At 61.7% G+C, this 15,361-nt stretch carries 18 protein-coding genes; 11 read left to right on the plus strand and 7 right to left on the minus strand.

Annotated features, from left to right (window positions below; all coding sequences use genetic code 11):
• Window positions 1-82 precede the first annotated feature (82 nt).
• Window positions 83-370: a hypothetical protein gene (locus AC0J42_RS05750; RefSeq protein ID WP_473005499.1), complete on the plus strand. Its 288-nt coding sequence runs from the start codon at window positions 83-85 to the stop codon at window positions 368-370.
• A 3-nt stretch (window positions 371-373) separates the two neighbouring features.
• On the opposite strand, the gene AC0J42_RS05755 is transcribed toward AC0J42_RS05750, so the two are convergent.
• From AC0J42_RS05755 to norR, 4 genes are all read right to left on the minus strand, one after another.
• On the minus strand, window positions 374-697 hold the full coding sequence (locus tag AC0J42_RS05755) for a hypothetical protein (RefSeq protein ID WP_473005500.1): 324 nt from the start codon (window positions 695-697) through the stop codon (window positions 374-376).
• Window positions 698-776: 79 nt separating this feature from the next.
• A complete protein-coding gene (locus tag AC0J42_RS05760; RefSeq protein ID WP_473005501.1) occupies window positions 777-1,241 on the minus strand; it encodes a GNAT family N-acetyltransferase in 465 nt (154 codons plus the stop codon).
• A 7-nt stretch (window positions 1,242-1,248) separates the two neighbouring features.
• A complete protein-coding gene (locus tag AC0J42_RS05765; RefSeq protein WP_416422688.1) occupies window positions 1,249-2,148 on the minus strand; it encodes a chemotaxis protein in 900 nt (299 codons plus the stop codon).
• A gap of 173 nt (window positions 2,149-2,321) precedes the next feature.
• Window positions 2,322-3,863: a nitric oxide reductase transcriptional regulator NorR gene (gene norR / locus AC0J42_RS05770; RefSeq protein WP_473005502.1), complete on the minus strand. Its 1,542-nt coding sequence runs from the start codon at window positions 3,861-3,863 to the stop codon at window positions 2,322-2,324.
• 153 nt (window positions 3,864-4,016) lie between these two features.
• Here norR and hmpA point away from each other — a divergent pair, with 153 nt between their 5' ends.
• The 8 genes from hmpA to alaC all read left to right on the plus strand — a co-directional run bounded on the left by hmpA (window position 4,017) and on the right by alaC (window position 12,898).
• Window positions 4,017-5,186, plus strand: a complete 1,170-nt coding sequence (gene hmpA, locus AC0J42_RS05775) for an NO-inducible flavohemoprotein (RefSeq protein WP_473005504.1) — start codon at window positions 4,017-4,019, stop codon at window positions 5,184-5,186.
• Between the two features lie 244 nt (window positions 5,187-5,430).
• Window positions 5,431-5,937, plus strand: coding sequence for a disulfide bond formation protein B (locus AC0J42_RS05780; RefSeq protein ID WP_416422691.1), 507 nt, complete (start codon window positions 5,431-5,433; stop codon window positions 5,935-5,937).
• A 587-nt stretch (window positions 5,938-6,524) separates the two neighbouring features.
• Complete coding sequence (gene cyoA, locus AC0J42_RS05785; RefSeq protein WP_416422692.1) at window positions 6,525-7,460, plus strand: ubiquinol oxidase subunit II; 936 nt, start codon at window positions 6,525-6,527, stop codon at window positions 7,458-7,460.
• Between the two features lie 3 nt (window positions 7,461-7,463).
• Window positions 7,464-9,485: a cytochrome o ubiquinol oxidase subunit I gene (gene cyoB, locus AC0J42_RS05790; protein WP_416422693.1), complete on the plus strand. Its 2,022-nt coding sequence runs from the start codon at window positions 7,464-7,466 to the stop codon at window positions 9,483-9,485.
• Between the two features lie 3 nt (window positions 9,486-9,488).
• The gene (cyoC, locus tag AC0J42_RS05795) at window positions 9,489-10,118 is read left to right on the plus strand and encodes a cytochrome o ubiquinol oxidase subunit III (RefSeq protein ID WP_416422694.1); all 630 of its coding nucleotides are present in this window, start codon (window positions 9,489-9,491) and stop codon (window positions 10,116-10,118) included.
• Window positions 10,118-10,453, plus strand: coding sequence for a cytochrome o ubiquinol oxidase subunit IV (gene cyoD / locus AC0J42_RS05800; RefSeq protein ID WP_416422695.1), 336 nt, complete (start codon window positions 10,118-10,120; stop codon window positions 10,451-10,453). The genes cyoC and cyoD overlap by 1 nt, the downstream gene beginning before the upstream one ends.
• Window positions 10,454-10,463: 10 nt before the next feature.
• Complete coding sequence (cyoE, locus tag AC0J42_RS05805; RefSeq protein ID WP_416422696.1) at window positions 10,464-11,351, plus strand: heme o synthase; 888 nt, start codon at window positions 10,464-10,466, stop codon at window positions 11,349-11,351.
• Window positions 11,352-11,668: 317 nt separating this feature from the next.
• Window positions 11,669-12,898 carry an alanine transaminase gene (alaC, locus tag AC0J42_RS05810; RefSeq protein WP_473005505.1) on the plus strand — a complete coding sequence of 410 codons (1,230 nt, stop codon included), beginning with the start codon at window positions 11,669-11,671 and terminating at the stop codon, window positions 12,896-12,898.
• Here the strand turns inward: alaC and AC0J42_RS05815 are convergent.
• The 3 genes from AC0J42_RS05815 to AC0J42_RS05825 form a co-directional block, all read right to left on the minus strand.
• Window positions 12,895-13,164 (minus strand): hypothetical protein, encoded by a 270-nt coding sequence (locus tag AC0J42_RS05815; RefSeq protein ID WP_416422698.1) that lies wholly within the window; start codon window positions 13,162-13,164, stop codon window positions 12,895-12,897. The two genes, alaC and AC0J42_RS05815, sit on opposite strands and share 4 nt — an antisense overlap.
• 121 nt (window positions 13,165-13,285) lie before the next feature.
• Window positions 13,286-13,945 carry a DJ-1/PfpI family protein gene (locus AC0J42_RS05820; protein WP_473005506.1) on the minus strand — a complete coding sequence of 220 codons (660 nt, stop codon included), beginning with the start codon at window positions 13,943-13,945 and terminating at the stop codon, window positions 13,286-13,288.
• A gap of 63 nt (window positions 13,946-14,008) precedes the next feature.
• On the minus strand, window positions 14,009-14,419 hold the full coding sequence (locus tag AC0J42_RS05825) for a DUF4087 domain-containing protein (RefSeq protein WP_416422700.1): 411 nt from the start codon (window positions 14,417-14,419) through the stop codon (window positions 14,009-14,011).
• 269 nt (window positions 14,420-14,688) lie between these two features.
• Between AC0J42_RS05825 and AC0J42_RS05830 the strand changes: the two genes are divergently transcribed.
• Window positions 14,689-14,943: a type II toxin-antitoxin system HicA family toxin gene (locus AC0J42_RS05830; protein ID WP_473005507.1), complete on the plus strand. Its 255-nt coding sequence runs from the start codon at window positions 14,689-14,691 to the stop codon at window positions 14,941-14,943.
• Window positions 14,940-15,272, plus strand: coding sequence for a type II toxin-antitoxin system HicB family antitoxin (locus AC0J42_RS05835; RefSeq protein ID WP_473005509.1), 333 nt, complete (start codon window positions 14,940-14,942; stop codon window positions 15,270-15,272). Before AC0J42_RS05830 ends, AC0J42_RS05835 begins: the two co-directional genes overlap by 4 nt.
• Window positions 15,273-15,361: the final 89 nt, after the last annotated feature.

The following is a 15,361-nucleotide window of genomic DNA, read 5'->3' on the forward strand; positions in this document are numbered from 1 at the left end:
AGCAAAAGGGAAACGCCCAATAGCGGTAACTTTTTGATACCGAGACACTTGGTTACGTTTTGTCCACCAGCAGAGGTTGCCCTTGAATCGCCCCCACCTGGATAAATGGTTGAACCCCGTTGCGCTCGTGCTGATGCCGCTGCTGTTGGTGGTGCTGCACTACCTGCCGGTGGCACCAGGCAGCAAGGCCTGGCTGGCCAGCCTGGGCGGCCTGGCGGTGTGCCTGGTGGCGCTGCTGCAGGACAACCCGTGGTTCAAGGCTTCGTTGTTCGCCAGCCTGTTGGCTAACGTGCTGTGCCTGGCGCTACTGGGCAGCAGCGACAGGCTGCAGCCCTGGCTGGACCTGGTGTACCGGTTTGTCTGGCTGTGAAGCTCAGGGCTTGCGCACGCTCATGATCGAGTCCCACTCGCTGACCTGGGCGCGCTGCTGTTTCTTGTCGAACAGGCACAGCTCGCGGCCCTGGCGGTTCTTCATGTGCGCCTGGGGGTAGCGGCCCTGCAACAGCAGGGCGCTGTAGCCGACGCTGTCGTCGAACTCGGCGGGGCGGCCCACGGGCTGGCTGTCCTTGAGTTGGCTGGCCGCCACGCAGGCGTCGATCACCTGCTGGTCGTGGGCAGCCCAGGCTTCATCGCTGGAGGCCTGGGCGGTGGCGCACAGGCACAGCAGCAGAAGCGCGGAAAAGCGGGTGGTAGTCATCGGTAGCCTCGTTGGCGAAAGCGCGAAGTATGACCCAGGGCCAAGGCCGGCTTGCGGCCAGCATTGTTACTGAATATAGCTACTGACTATAGCGGCGCACCTCGGCCATGCCGGCGCGGGCATAAAGCCTCAGCGCGTTGGCATTGTCTGCCAGCAGGGTCAGGTCGACGAAGCCCTCGTCGCGGCGCCGGTAGGCGTTGAACAGGTCGTTGAGCAGGGCCAGGCCCAGGCCCTGGCGGCGGGCGTCGGGTTGCACGGCCAGGTGGCGGATGAAACTGCTGGTCCAGCCCATGGCGAACCCCGCCAGGCCGTCGGGGCCGTAGGCCAGCCGGCACAGGCGCGGGTCGAACTCGGGGTCGCTGGCCAGTTGTTCCAGCCAGGCCTGGGGCGTGCTGGTGGGTTCCAGTTGCTGCACGCTCAGCAGCAAGGCGTGGGCGGCTGCGGCAGCAGCAGGCTCCCAGGGCCGCAGTTGCACGCCGAGCGGCCACCGCACGGCGGCCTCGGCAATGCCCAGGGCCTTGCGCATCAGGATGCACTCGGCCATGGCGGTGTCAGTGGGGCACGCCGGCTACCGCGCGGGCGGCGCGGATCAGGCATTGGGTCAGCTCGGGCGACGAGAATTTAGTCAGCACGGCGTTGGCGCCGGCGGCCTGGGCCTTGTCGCTGTTCATCTTGCTGTCCAGCGAGGTGTGCAACAGCACGTAGAGGTCCTTGAAGTCGGGGGTTTCACGCAGGGTACGGGTCAAAGCGTAGCCGTCCATTTCCGACATTTCGATGTCCGACACCAGCACGTTGATCTGCTCGGCGGTGCCTTGCAGCTCCAGCAGGCGGTCGATGGCCTCGCGGGCGCTGCGCGCGGTGTGGCAGTCGATGCCCAGGTTGCGCAACGTCAGCAGCGACTGCTGCAGGGCCACCTGGCTGTCGTCCACCACCAGGATGTTGGCCTGGGCCAGCAGTTGCGCGTCTTCTTCGCTGAGCCGCTCGTGGCCGGCCTCGATGGGCGCAGGGGCGATGCCGTGGATGACTTTTTCGATATCCAGCACCTGCACCAGCGCGCCGTCCACCTGGGTGACCCCGGTGATGAACGACTTGACCCCGGCGCCGTAGGGCGGCGGGCGGATGTCGGTGGTCAGGCAGTGGACGATCTTGCTCACGCCCTGTACGTGCAGGCCCTGCTTGGAGCGGCTGATGTCGGTGACGATCAGGCAGCCGCCGCTGGGGTCCAGCAACGGCATTTCGCCGATGGCACGGCTGAGGTCGATCACCGACAGCGAGGTGCCGCGCAGGGTGGCCACGCCCTTCACGTGCGGGTGCGACTCCGGCAGGCGGGTCAGGGGCGGGCAGGGGATGATTTCACTGACCTTCAACAGGTTGATCGCCATCAACTTGCCGCTGCGCAAGGTAAACAGCAGGAGCGAGAGTGAATCTGCGCGGGCATTCTTGGACGACATGGGGACCTTCTCTGTCAGACCGGTTTCAATTCGATGCCAGGTTTATCGACCCGGCGCGGGCAGGCTTTAGGCCGGTGGGCGGTTGTTTGTCATCCTGGGGCTGCGTGGTGGCCGGGACGCGGCCCGGAGGGCGTAGCAGCAGCCGGCAGGCCGCGTCCGGGCGCCCCGCAGGGTTACTTCAAGCCCAGGCGACGGGCCAGGCGCGCCAGGTTGGCGCGGTCCAGGCCCAGCTCGCGGGCGGCGGCGGCCCAATTGTGCTGGTGGCGGGCCAGGCAGGCCTGGATCTGCTGGCGCTGGAACAGGTCGGTGGCCTGGCGCAGGTCGATGCCCGCTGCCACGGCGTCGTCGGGGATCAGCGCTGCGCTGCTGGGCGCGGCACGCAGGTCCAGGTCGGCGGCGGCCAGCGTGAGGATGTCCGGCCGCTTGCCCTGTTGCCCCAACGCCTTGAGCGCGGCGCGGCCGATCAGGTGTTCCAACTCGCGCACGTTGCCCGGCCACGGGTAGGCCAGCAGCGCGGCCTGGGCGTCGGCGCTCAGGCGCAGGCTGCCCAGGCCCAGGCGCGAGCGGTTCTGTTCCAGGAAATAACCGCTGAGCAGCAACACGTCATGGCCGCGCTCGCGCAGCGCCGGCACCTGCAGCGGGTACACGCTGAGGCGGTGGTAGAAGTCTGCCCGGTAGCGGCCCTCGCGGACTTCCTCGGCCAGGTCCCGGTTGGTGGCGGCGATCAGGCGCACGTCCACCTGGTGCTCGCGGTCCGAGCCCAGGCGTTGCAGCTGGCCACTCTGCAATACCCGCAGCAGCTTGGCCTGCACGCTCAGGGACAGCTCGCCCACCTCGTCGAGGAACAGGGTGCCGCCGTTGGCCAGCTCGAACTTGCCGCGCCGGTCGCTGGTGGCGCCGGTGAAGGCGCCGCGCACATGGCCGAACAGCTCGCTTTCCACCAGGGTGTCGGGCAGCGCCGCGCAGTTGAGGCTGATCAGGGGCTGCCGGGCGCGCGGCGAGGCCTGGTGGATGGCCTGGGCCACCAGTTCCTTGCCTACCCCGGTTTCGCCGGTGATCAGCACGGTGAGGTCGCTGCCGCCCACCAGGCGGATTTCGTCACCCAGGCGTTGCAGCGCCGGGCTCTGGCCGATCATTTCATGGGGCTGCTGGCCGCTGGCCTGGCGGTAGACCTCGGCCCGCTGGTGCTCGTCCTCGGCGCGCATGGCCAGTTGGTCCATGCGTTCGGCCACGGTGACGGTGGCGGCGGCCATGCTGGCGAACGCCTCCAGGGCGTCCAGGTCGAGGCTGTCGAAGCGCTGCGGGTCCAGCGCGTCCAGGGTCAGCAGGCCCCAGGGGCGTTCTTCCACGAACAGCGGGCAGCCCAGGCAGTCGTGCACGTGCAGGTCTTCGTGCAGGCCATCCACCAACCCGTCGTAGGGGTCGGGCAGGGTGGTGTCGCTGTCGAAGCGGGTCGGGCCGGGGTTGTTCAGCAATATCTCGAAACGCGGGTGTTCGCTGACCTTGAAGCGCCGGCCCAGGGTGTCGGTGCTCAAGCCGTCCACGGCCAGTGGCACCAGGCAATCGCCGTCCAGGCGCAACAGCGCGGTGGCATCGCAGGGCAGCAGGGTGCGCAGGCTTTGCAGCAGGCGGCGGTAGCGCTCGCGTTCGGGCAGGTCGCGGGACAGGTCGGAGACCAGTGGCAGCAGGGCAGTGAGCAGCGGTTTTGCAGTCATAATGACCTCGTGTAGTCATAATGACTGTAGTTGGTTGTGGTCATTTTGACCATGCATTTTATTAAGTTATTGATTTGTATGGATAAAATAGTTGGCATGAAGCGTGAAATACCTTGGGCAACCTTTTCAACCTACGCTTCAAGGAGTTACGCCATGCTCAGTGCCCAGGATCGCGCCATCGTCAAATCCACCGTCCCACTGCTGGAAAGTGGCGGCGAAGCGCTCATCACCCATTTCTACCGCACCCTGCTGGAGGAGAACCCCGGTGTGCGCCCGCTATTCAACCAGGCCAACCAGGCCAGCGGCGACCAACCGCGGGCCCTGGCCAATGGCGTGCTGATGTATGCCCGCCATATTGACCAGCTCGACCAGCTGGGCGGCCTGCTGGCGCGCATCATCAACAAGCACGTGGCCTTGCAGATCCAGGCTGAGCATTACCCCATTGTCGGCGCCTGCCTGCTGCGTGCCATCGAGGAAGTGCTGGGCAGCGAGATCGCCACCCCGCAGGTGCTGGCGGCCTGGGGCAACGCCTACCAGCAATTGGCGGACATCCTGATTGCCGCCGAGGCCGAGGTGTATCAGCAGAAGGCTGACGCCCCAGGCGGCTGGCGCGGCGGCCGGGACTTCAAGCTGGCAGCGCGGGTGCAGGAGAGCAGCGAAATTGTGTCCTTCTACTTCGAGCCTGTGGACGGCCAGGCCATCCTCGATTTCAGCGCTGGCCAGTACATCGGCATCAAGCTGCTGATCGACGGCGAGGAGCACCGCCGCAATTACTCCCTGTCGGCCCTGGCCAAGGCCGGGCAGTACCGCATCAGCGTCAAGCGCGAGGCCGGGGGCAAGGTCTCCAACTTCCTCCACGAGCGCCTGCAGGTAGGCGACCAGGTGCAGCTGTTCCCGCCTGCCGGCGAGTTCGTGCTGCACGCCGGCAGCAAGCCGCTGGTGCTGATCAGCGGTGGCGTGGGCATCACCCCGACCCTGGCGATGCTGGAAGCGGCGTTGCCCAGCCAGCGGCCGATCTATTTCATCCACTGCGCGCGCAATGCCGCGGTACACGGTTTCCGCGACTGGGTGGACAACCTGGCGGCGCGCCACCCGCAGCTCAAGCGCTTCTACTGCTACGCCGAGGCAGGCGGGGCAGCGGATGCGGTGGGCTTGTTGGATAACGCGCTGTTGAACCGCTGGTTGCCGGCCGAGCGTGACCTGGACGCCTACTTCCTGGGGCCCAAGGGCTTCATGAAGGCGGTGAAGGGCAACCTCAAGGCGCTGGGCGTGCCGGAAGGGCAGGCGCACTATGAGTTCTTCGGCCCGGCTGCCGAAATCTGAATCACGTAGCAGCGGACGCCAGGCCGCGTCAGGGGCGATGCAATTGTCCCGGACGCAGCCTTCGGCAGCTGCTACGCGGTCAGTGGGTTAACGGAGGGTTAACGCAGGGTTAATTTCGCTGCGGTTTACTCCACAGTCCCGCGCAAGTCCCGGAACCTTCCTGTTTTTTCAAGGTCTTGGTGAGCGTGTAGACTGGCGGGCGCAACGGCACGACAGCCTACCCACACCAATGAAGGGACAAGCAATGAGTGATGTGAAATCGCAGCTGAACCGCGAGAAGCGTTTCCTGGTCTTGCTGGGCATCATCTGCCTGGCGTTGATCGGCGGTGCGCTGTACATGCAGGTGGTGCTGCAAGAGGCGCCATGCCCGCTGTGCATCCTGCAACGCTACGCGCTGCTGTTCATTGCCCTGTTCGCCTTCATCGGTGCCGCCATGCCCGGCAAGCGCAGCCTCACGGTGTTCGAGGCGCTGGTGGTGCTCAGCGCCGTCGGCGGCGCGGTGGCGGCCGGCAATCACGTCTACGTGCTGGCCAACCCTTCCTCCAGCTGCGGCGTCGACGTGCTGCAGCCCTTCGTCGACGGCCTGCCCCTGGCCGACGCCTGGCCCATGGTGTTCCAGGTCAGCGGTTTCTGCACCACGCCCTATCCACCCGTGTTGGGGCTGTCCTTGGCACAATGGGCTCTGGTAGCCTTCGTGCTGACGATCGTCCTGGTGCCGCTGGGCATCTATCGCAACCGCCGCAAGGGCTGAAACGGCGCCCTTCGAGGTCAAGTTACAAATCATTAATCGTGCCGATTCCACCGCCTTGCCAAGGCGTGACCGATAAGCACAGACCTTTTGTAAGGGCTTTATCCCTAGCAAAACCAGGCTTTTAGGGGTGTGACAGGGGGTGCGACATCGTGTCGCAATCCCTTGAAAGTGGGCTTCATTGTTACACTAGCGGAAACTTATTGTTGCTAAATAAGCCATAGTCAATGAAACCTGAGGTATCTACAATCCCCGCAAAATCCGCTGGGCCAGGCTTTGCGAGACGCTCGACAGGTGGCAGAAATGCCCCCCGCCAGTGCTCCAGGCCACGTCAGGCGCGGGGTTGAGAGCCCACCTTGTGTTTCCGCACCCAAATGGATTTGGTCTGCAGACAGGCTATTGCCGACTAACCGACACTTAGCCTGCAAAGGCACAATAAGAAATTACCGTACCACACAGGTCTGCCAAACAGCAGCAGCTGATCTCTAGGCATGCCCGTATCCAACTCGATAAATGCTGACGCTTGGCAGGACGAAGTGTTGGCGATCAAAACACAATTGCACTGATGCAAGCTGCTTAGAGGTCGTGAGATGAGCAAAAAGCGTTACCCCAGACTGTTTGGCATATTGCCCTTTTTCGGCATGCTTTTTCTCGGTGGATGCAAGTGGACCCTGCTTGACCCGAAAGGGCCGATCGGTCTCGACGAGAGAAACCTGATCATTACCGCTACCCTGCTGATGCTGCTGGTGGTGGTACCCGTCATTGTGATGACCATCGTGTTCGCGTGGAAATACCGCGCTACCAACACCTCGGCCAAATACACGCCGGACTGGAGCCACTCCAACAAGATCGAAGCCGCCATCTGGGGTATTCCCCTGTGCCTGCTGATCGTGCTGGGCGTGATCACCTACAAGTCCACTCACGCCCTTGACCCGTATCGCCCGATCGAGTCCGACGTGAAGCCGATCACCATCCAGGTCGTTTCGCTGGACTGGAAGTGGCTGTTCATCTACCCGGACCTGGGTATCGCCACCGTCAACAAGATCGAGTTCCCGGCCAACACCCCGATCAATTTCCGCATTACATCTGACTCGGTGATGAACTCGTTCTTCATTCCGGGCCTGGGCGGCCAGATCTACTCGATGGCCGGCATGACGACCCAGCTGCACCTGCTGGCCAGTCAGCCACATGAATTCGATGGTATCTCCGCCAACTACAGCGGCGAAGGTTTCACCGGCATGAAGTTCAAGGCAGTCGCCACCACCCAGGCGGACTTCGATGCATGGGTCGCGGAAGTGAAGAATTCACCTAAACAGCTTGATTCGGCTGAATACGCTGCTCTGGCCAAACCAAGCGAGAAAGCACCTGTCGCGCTTTATTCCTCGTTCACGCCAAACCTGTTCCAGACCATCATCGACAAGTATGAGGGTATGAATCCAGGCCACATGGCGCACGAAGGCAAAGAAGTCGCCGGTATGGAAGGTATGGACATGGGTTCGCATTCAGCTGCTGGGGCAGAGGAGTAAACGATGTTTGGTAAATTAACTTTGGAAGCGATCCCCTTCCATGTCCCGATAGTGATGGTCACGATCAGTATGATCATCCTGGGTGGGCTGGCGCTGGTCGGGGCGATCACTTACTTCAAGAAATGGTCCTACCTGTGGACCGAATGGCTGACCTCGGTCGACCACAAGAAAATTGGCGTGATGTACATCGTCGTCGCCATGGTGATGTTGGTGCGTGGCTTTGCCGACGCCCTGATGATGCGTTCGCAGCTTGCCTTGTCCGCCAACGGCGGCGAGGGCTACCTGCCGCCTGAACACTATGACCAGATCTTCACCGCCCACGGTGTGATCATGATCATCTTCATGGCGATGCCATTCTTCACCGGCCTGATGAACCTTGCAGTTCCACTGCAGATCGGCGCCCGTGACGTTGCGTTCCCGTTCCTGAACTCCCTGAGCTTCTGGCTGCTGGTATCCGGTGTGGTACTGATCAACCTGTCGCTGGGCGTCGGTGAATTCGCACGTACCGGTTGGGTTGCCTATCCACCGCTGTCGGAACTGGGCTATAGCCCGGGCGTGGGTGTGGACTACTACATCTGGGCACTGCAGCTGTCGGGTATCGGTACGACGCTGACCGGCGTGAACTTCCTGGTCACCGTGCTGAAAATGCGTACCCCAGGCATGAAACTGATGGACATGCCTATCTTCACCTGGACCTGCACCTGGGCAAACGTCCTGATCGCGGCTTCGTTCCCGATCCTGACCGCCACCCTGGCCCTGCTGACCCTCGATCGTTATATGGACTTCCATATCTTCACGAACGAGCTGGGCGGCAACCCGATGATGTACGTCAACCTGTTCTGGGCATGGGGTCACCCTGAGGTGTACATCCTGATCCTGCCAGCGTTCGGCGTGTTCTCCGAAGTGGTCTCGACCTTCTCCGGCAAGCGTCTGTTCGGCCACGTGTCGATGATTCTGGCTTCTGGCTGCATCGCGGTACTGGGCTTCATGGTTTGGCTGCACCACTTCTTCACCATGGGTTCGGGCGCCAGCGTCAACTCCTTCTTCGGCCTGGCAACGATGTTGATTGCTATCCCGACGGGTGTGAAGCTGTTCAACTGGCTGTTCACTATCTACCAAGGTCGCCTGCGCTTCACCGCGCCGGTCATGTGGACCCTGGGCTTCCTGATCACCTTCGCGATCGGCGGCATGACTGGCGTACTGCTGGCCATTCCAGGTGCTGACTTCGTGCTGCACAACAGCCTGTTCGTGGTGGCTCACTTCCACAACGTGATCATCGGTGGTGCTGTATTCGGCTACATCGCAGGCTTCGCCTACTGGTTCCCTAAAGCGTTCGGTTTCACCCTGAACGAGAAGTGGGGCAAGGCAGCGTTCTGGTTCTGGATCTCGGGCTTCTACGTGGCATTCATGCCGCTGTACGCACTGGGCTTCATGGGCATGACCCGTCGTCTGAACCACACTGACAACCCGGACTGGACCCCGTACCTGTACGTGGCCATGGGTGGTGCACTGCTGATCCTGGCCGGTATCGCTTGCCAGTTCATCCAGCTGTACGTGTCGATCCGCGACCGTGATCAGAACCGCGACGTGACCGGTGACCCGTACAACGGCCACACCCTGGAGTGGATGACTTCCTCGCCACCGCCGTTCTACAACTTTGCCGTGCTGCCAACCGCAAACGACATCGATGCCTTCACCGAAGCCAAGCGCAACGGTACCGCGTACACGTTCCCGACGAAGTACACGGATATCCACATGCCTAACAACACTGCCACAGGCCTGGTGATGAGCGCCTTCCTGACTGTGTTCGGTTTCGCGATGATCTGGCACATCTTCTGGCTGGCCGCTGTTGGCCTGATCGGCTGTGTTGGCTACTTCATCATCCACGCTGCGCGTGATGATCAAGGCTACATGGTCCCTGCAGCAGAAGTGGCTCGCATCGAAGGCGAACGTCAACAAATCTTGGCGAAAGCAAACGTGGCTGGTGTCTCCAAGACCCCCGTCAACGCGCTTGAACAGGCTTAAACAATGTCGAACATAGTATTGAACGCTGGAACTGCCCATGGTCACGACCATGGGCACGACGACCACGAACACCATGATGCGGGTCCAATGACCGTATTTGGTTTCTGGATCTACCTGATGACGGACTGCATCCTGTTCGCATCGCTGTTCGCTGCCTACGCCGTACTGTCGGGCAACGTTGCAGGTGGTCCGTCGGGTCATGACATCTTCGAACTGCCGTACGTATTGGGCGAGACTGCCTGCCTGCTGCTGAGCTCCATCACCTACGGCTTCGCCATGCTGGCGCTGCACAAGGGTAACAAGGGTGGCGTGCTGGGTTGGTTGTTCATCACCTTCCTGTTCGGCCTGGGCTTCATCGGCATGGAGCTCAACGAGTTCCACAAGCTGATCTCGGAGGGCTTCGGCCCGTCGCGCAGCGGCTTCCTGTCGGGCTTCTTCACGCTGGTCGGTACCCACGGCCTGCACGTGACCAGCGGTCTGATCTGGATGGCGGTGATGATGTACCAGGTCTCGAAGCACGGCCTGACTCCGACCAATAACACCCGTCTGAGCTGCCTGAGCCTGTTCTGGCACTTCCTGGACGTGGTGTGGATCTGCGTGTTCACCGTTGTTTACCTGATGGGGACCCTGTAATGGCTAACGCTCACGCTCACGCCCACGATTCGGGCAGCCACGGCAGCTTCAAGTCGTACATGATCGGTTTCGTACTGTCGATCATCCTGACTGCGATCCCGTTCGCCCTGGTCATGCACCCAGTGTTCTCCAAGTCGGCGACGCTGTTCCTGATCCTGGCATTTGCCGTGATCCAGGTTCTGGTTCACCTGGTGTACTTCCTGCACCTGGACCGTAGTGAGGCGCAACGCAACAACGTCATCGCCTTCGTGTTCGCAGGCATCGTCATCGTGCTGTTGGTTGGCCTGGCGCTGTGGATCATGGTCAGCATCCATACCGTCATGATGGCGCACTGAGGAAAACTGCATGTCCGTTAAGCACTTTATCCAAATCACCAAACCGGGGATCATTTTCGGTAACGTGCTTTCTGTGGCAGGCGGCTTTTTCCTGGCCTCGCAAGGGCATGTAGATTTCGCCCTTTTCCTGGCCACGGTGATTGGCACTTCACTGGTGGTGGCGTCGGGTTGTGCATTCAACAACTGCATTGACCGCGACATCGACGTGAAGATGGAACGCACCAAGAACCGCGTACTGGTCCAGGGCCTGATCTCGTTGAAGGTCGCCCTGGCCTACGCCACCCTGCTGGGTGTGGCGGGCCTGGCCATGCTGTACAAAATGGCCAACCCGCTGGCGGCCTTGGGCGGCCTGATCGGCTTCATCATCTACGTGGGTTTCTACAGCCTGTACCTGAAGCGCAAGTCGGTACACGGTACCCTGGTCGGCAGCCTCTCCGGAGCCATGCCGCCCGTCATCGGGTACGTGGCCGTGAGCGGTCACTTCGACATGGCTGCATTGACCCTGCTGGTGATGTTCAGCCTCTGGCAGATGCCGCATTCCTATGCCATCGCGATCTTCCGCTTCAACGACTACCTGGCCGCATCGATTCCGGTGCTGCCGGTCAAGCGTGGCATCGTTGTAGCCAAGAAACACATCCTGCTCTACATCCTGGCGTTCCTGCTGGCGACCCTCATGCTGACCCTTGGTGGTTACGCAGGCATGAGCTACCTGGCAGTGGCGGCAGCGATGGGCATGTACTGGCTGTACATGGCCTGGACCGGTTACAAGGCAGTTGATGACAAGGTGTGGGCACGCAAGCTGTTCGTGTTCTCCATCTTCACCATCACGGCCCTGAGCGTGATGATGTCCCTGGACTTCAAGGCGCCGACGGAGCTGCTGCTGACCTACGCTCACTGAGTGTAGGTACGCGACTCGATCGCTGTCCTGCTACACCGAAAACGCCCCGTACCGCAAGGTCCGGGGCGTTTTTGCGTTTAAGAGCTCCCGTAGCAGCGGCCGAAAGGCCGCGTCATGTATTTCTCACTTATTCAGGATAATCCACTGAATTGTTGTTTGTTTTGAGGTGAAATTTCTGGTTTCACCGTAAATAATGCAAATATCCCTGAAAAGGGGCTGGACAGCTTTTCCTCCCCAGGCTTATTGTTATGCCTCTGGCCAGCACACTGGCCGCGTCGCTCGGACGGTTCCGGGCGCTTACGTCTCGAGGTTTCAACATGGCTGACAACGGTTCTTCGCCGCGCCGCTTTTCGCGTATCGATCGTCTTCCCCCCTACGTCTTCAACATCACCGCCGAGCTCAAGATGGCCGCCCGCCGCCGTGGCGAGGACATCATCGACCTGAGCATGGGCAACCCCGACGGCGCCACCCCGCCGCACATCGTGGAAAAGCTGGTCAGCGTGGCCCAGCGTGAAGACACCCACGGCTACTCGACTTCGCGTGGCATCCCCCGTCTGCGTCGCGCCATTTCGCGCTGGTACGCCGACCGCTATCAGGTCGAAATCGACCCTGAAAACGAAGCCATCGTCACCATCGGTTCCAAGGAAGGCCTGGCGCACCTGATGCTGGCCACCCTGGACCAGGGCGACACCGTGCTGGTGCCCAACCCCAGCTACCCGATCCACATCTACGGTGCCGTGATTGCCGGCGCCCAGGTGCGTTCGGTACCGCTGGTGCCCGGCGTGGACTTCTTCGAGGAACTGGAGCGGGCGATCCGTGGCTCCATCCCCAAGCCGAAGATGATGATCCTCGGCTTTCCCTCCAACCCCACCGCCCAGTGCGTGGAGCTGGACTTCTTCGAGCGTGTGGTGGCCCTGGCCAAGCAGTACGACGTGCTGGTGGTGCACGACCTGGCCTACGCCGACATCGTCTACGACGGCTGGAAAGCTCCCTCGATCATGCAGGTGCCCGGCGCCAAGGACATCGCGGTGGAGTTCTTCACCCTGTCCAAGAGCTACAACATGGCCGGCTGGCGCATCGGCTTCATGGTCGGCAACCCGGAGCTGGTCAACGCCCTGGCGCGCATCAAGAGCTACCACGACTATGGCACCTTCACGCCGCTGCAGGTCGCGGCCATCGCGGCCCTGGAAGGCGACCAGCAGTGTGTGCTGGACATCGCCGAGCAGTATCGCCAGCGCCGCAACGTGCTGGTCAAGGGGCTGCACGAGCTGGGCTGGATGGTCGAGAACCCCAAGGCCTCGATGTACGTGTGGGCGAAGATCCCCGAGCAGTACGCGCACCTGGGCTCCCTGGAATTCGCCAAGAAGCTGCTGGCCGAGGCCAAGGTGTGCGTGTCGCCGGGCATCGGCTTTGGAGAGTACGGCGACGACCACGTGCGCTTCGCCCTGATCGAGAACCAGGACCGTATCCGCCAGGCGCTGCGCGGTATTCGCCAGATGTTCCGCGCCGATGGCTTCGGCAAGGCCGCCAAGGCCGCCAAGGCCTAGAACACCTGCACCGTGACCACGGCGAGCCCTTCCTGCGGCTCGCCAACCGTCTCAACCCGCAGCTCCGCGACCCGGCCACTGTCCTCGCAGCCCGGGCCTTCAGCCGCGAAGCGGGCCGGCACAGGCTGCTCTGGGGCCAGGAGCAACGGGCACAGGGGCGTGGTCACCGCGCCGCTGAAGTGAATCATGCCTTCCGTGGCCAGGGCGCCGAACGGCGTCAGGGCCAGCAGCAGGAAGGGCAGCGTGTTCAGGGCGTGTCGGGGCATTGTCACTATCCGTTACTGAGATGGAAGCGGCTGCATTATCCGGACGCTCGCACCACACCGTAACCGGATGCTTCCAGTATTGCCTCGGACGCTTCCCGAAACGATCTAGGAAATTTCTCCTTCAGGGCTGGTCTTGCCAGGGGTATTGCATTTGGCGGGCCGTGCTCGCCGCGGTATCGGCACCCAGCAGGCGAGCGACTACATGCAGGCTCATGTCGATGCCAGCAGAAATCCCGGCAGAGGTGATCAGGCTTCCCAGGTCCACGTAGGGCACGTCTGCAACCACCGTCAGCGCAGGGAAGTCACGCTGCAGCAGCTCAATGTCATCCCAATGCGTGGTCACCCGCTGGTTCGTCAGCACGCCGGCCTTGGCCAGCACGAACGCACCGGTGCACACCGACGTCACCAGCGCGGTGCGGGTGGCAGTCGTGGCTATCCAGTCGAGGGTGTGCGGATCCCCCAGCGGCTGGTCGACCACGCCCCCAGGCACTATCAGGATGTCGCAGGGCAGGGCGCTTTCCAGGCTGGCGTCAGCCTCCACGCGCAGGTTGTAACGGGCGCGCACCATGCCTGCCTGGGTGGCTACGGTGTGCACGCGAAACGCCGGGTGAGCCAGCACGCCGTCGCGCAGGGCCACGCGGCTGGCGACGCTGAACACCTCGTAGGGGCCGGCGAAGTCGAGAATCTCGACCTCGGGGTACAGCAGCAGGTTGATGTCCAGTGGGCGTTGGCGAATCAGGTCGTTGAGCATGATGGCTTCCACGCAGAGAGGTGGAATCATCATCGCTCGACCGACGATTGGCGGAAATGACAACAATCACACAAATTCTGCCAATCCTGCGTGCTACATCACAATGGCGCCCACCACGTTCTTGCCCTTCAACGCCGACGGTTCACGCAGGCTGGCGTCAGAGCGGCACGCTGCCAGCGTGCGCGCGGTGGCGGTGGCAATGGCGTTGACCGTGTGGGTCTGCTCATCGATATCGCCGGACAGGCAGGCGCAACCATAGCCGTAGTCACCGTTGGTGCGGATCCACTGGCTGGCGCGGAAAATCGGCTTCTGCCCTGGCGCGCTGTAGCCGTCCGCAGTGGCCACTTTCCAGCTGCCTTCGTGGTCGATGAGATTGATGACCCGCGGGGTGGGGTTCTCGTACCAGCCACACAGGCGCTCTTGGGTGGCCTCTTCGGCATGGGCCAGGGGCATGAGGGAAACAGCGAGCAGCGCGACGCTGCCTGGAATGCGAAATAGGCGCATAAGACCTCCGTGTCTTGGGCATGCCGACCTAAAGCGCGGCAGCCAGATGAACAATGAGAATGGGATTGGCTTCTCAATAACCTTATTATTAGTAACATTATATTGACGGTTTTTGGTGTCAAAAATGTAGCGTCGTGAGTACTTTTGATGGCGTTGTGCTTAAAATGACGAGGCGGTCACAATTTTCATGATGGCGTTTTAGGCTCGTATTCATGGGTCGTAACACTTGAATTGCGGCATCTGCTATCATAAAGTGATAGCGTAGTCCGATGAATAATCGATACCGGAAAACGCTTGAGTCCATCTGGCGCCAACCCACCAGTGCCACCATTGTCTTTGCTGATATCGAGGCACTGGTCAGCCATCTGGGCGGAAAGATCCTGGAGCGCGAAGGCTCCAGGGTTAAGTTGACCCTGAATGGGGAGACCTGGCGTTGCCACAGGCCTCATCCAGGTAAAGAGGCGAAACGCTACCAAGTGGAACAGGCCCGCGAGTTTCTCGAGCGGGCAGGAGTTGACGTATGAATTGCATGACCTACAAAGGCTATACCGCGCGCGTCGAGTTTGATCAGCGCGATGATATTTTTGTCGGCCGCCTGCTCGGCGTACGTGACATCATCAGTTTCCACGCCCATTCCGTTGTGGAATTACATCGTGAACTGGCGTTGGCTGTTGATGACTATCTGGAAGACTGCGCCCAACGGGGTGTCACGCCTGACAAGCCGGCTTCAGGCAAGGTGATGTTGCGAATTCGCCCGGAAGTTCATGCCGCCGCCACCATTGCCGCGCAGGTTGCCGGGAAAAGCCTCAACCAGTGGGCGGATGAAGTGTTTGCACGCGCCGCCCATGCCTGAACCTGCCTATCGAGGCCGGTGAGGGCTTAACCACCCGGTCACAAATTCTCCCTACCATCTCGGAAACGTCCGACATCCACGGGAGAATC

The organism is Pseudomonas sp. Tav-5-1A, assembly GCF_055755055.1.

Bases quoted from the DNA above. Each gene is read 5' to 3' on its own strand.
- AC0J42_RS05835 (WP_473005509.1), top strand. From the start codon at position 14,940: ATGAATTGCATGACCTACAAAGGCTATACCGCGCGCGTCGAGTTTGAT.
- cyoC (WP_416422694.1), top strand. From the start codon at position 9,489: ATGTCGAACATAGTATTGAACGCTGGAACTGCCCATGGTCACGACCAT.
- hmpA (WP_473005504.1), top strand. From the start codon at position 4,017: ATGCTCAGTGCCCAGGATCGCGCCATCGTCAAATCCACCGTCCCACTG.
- AC0J42_RS05760 (WP_473005501.1), bottom strand. From the start codon at position 1,241: ATGGCCGAGTGCATCCTGATGCGCAAGGCCCTGGGCATTGCCGAGGCC.
- AC0J42_RS05765 (WP_416422688.1), bottom strand. From the start codon at position 2,148: ATGTCGTCCAAGAATGCCCGCGCAGATTCACTCTCGCTCCTGCTGTTT.
- AC0J42_RS05830 (WP_473005507.1), top strand. From the start codon at position 14,689: ATGAATAATCGATACCGGAAAACGCTTGAGTCCATCTGGCGCCAACCC.
- AC0J42_RS05820 (WP_473005506.1), bottom strand. From the start codon at position 13,945: ATGATTCCACCTCTCTGCGTGGAAGCCATCATGCTCAACGACCTGATT.
- cyoE (WP_416422696.1), top strand. From the start codon at position 10,464: ATGTCCGTTAAGCACTTTATCCAAATCACCAAACCGGGGATCATTTTC.
- AC0J42_RS05825 (WP_416422700.1), bottom strand. From the start codon at position 14,419: ATGCGCCTATTTCGCATTCCAGGCAGCGTCGCGCTGCTCGCTGTTTCC.
- cyoD (WP_416422695.1), top strand. From the start codon at position 10,118: ATGGCTAACGCTCACGCTCACGCCCACGATTCGGGCAGCCACGGCAGC.
- AC0J42_RS05755 (WP_473005500.1), bottom strand. From the start codon at position 697: ATGACTACCACCCGCTTTTCCGCGCTTCTGCTGCTGTGCCTGTGCGCC.
- norR (WP_473005502.1), bottom strand. From the start codon at position 3,863: ATGACTGCAAAACCGCTGCTCACTGCCCTGCTGCCACTGGTCTCCGAC.
- AC0J42_RS05815 (WP_416422698.1), bottom strand. From the start codon at position 13,164: ATGCCCCGACACGCCCTGAACACGCTGCCCTTCCTGCTGCTGGCCCTG.
- cyoB (WP_416422693.1), top strand. From the start codon at position 7,464: ATGTTTGGTAAATTAACTTTGGAAGCGATCCCCTTCCATGTCCCGATA.
- cyoA (WP_416422692.1), top strand. From the start codon at position 6,525: ATGAGCAAAAAGCGTTACCCCAGACTGTTTGGCATATTGCCCTTTTTC.
- alaC (WP_473005505.1), top strand. From the start codon at position 11,669: ATGGCTGACAACGGTTCTTCGCCGCGCCGCTTTTCGCGTATCGATCGT.
- AC0J42_RS05780 (WP_416422691.1), top strand. From the start codon at position 5,431: ATGAGTGATGTGAAATCGCAGCTGAACCGCGAGAAGCGTTTCCTGGTC.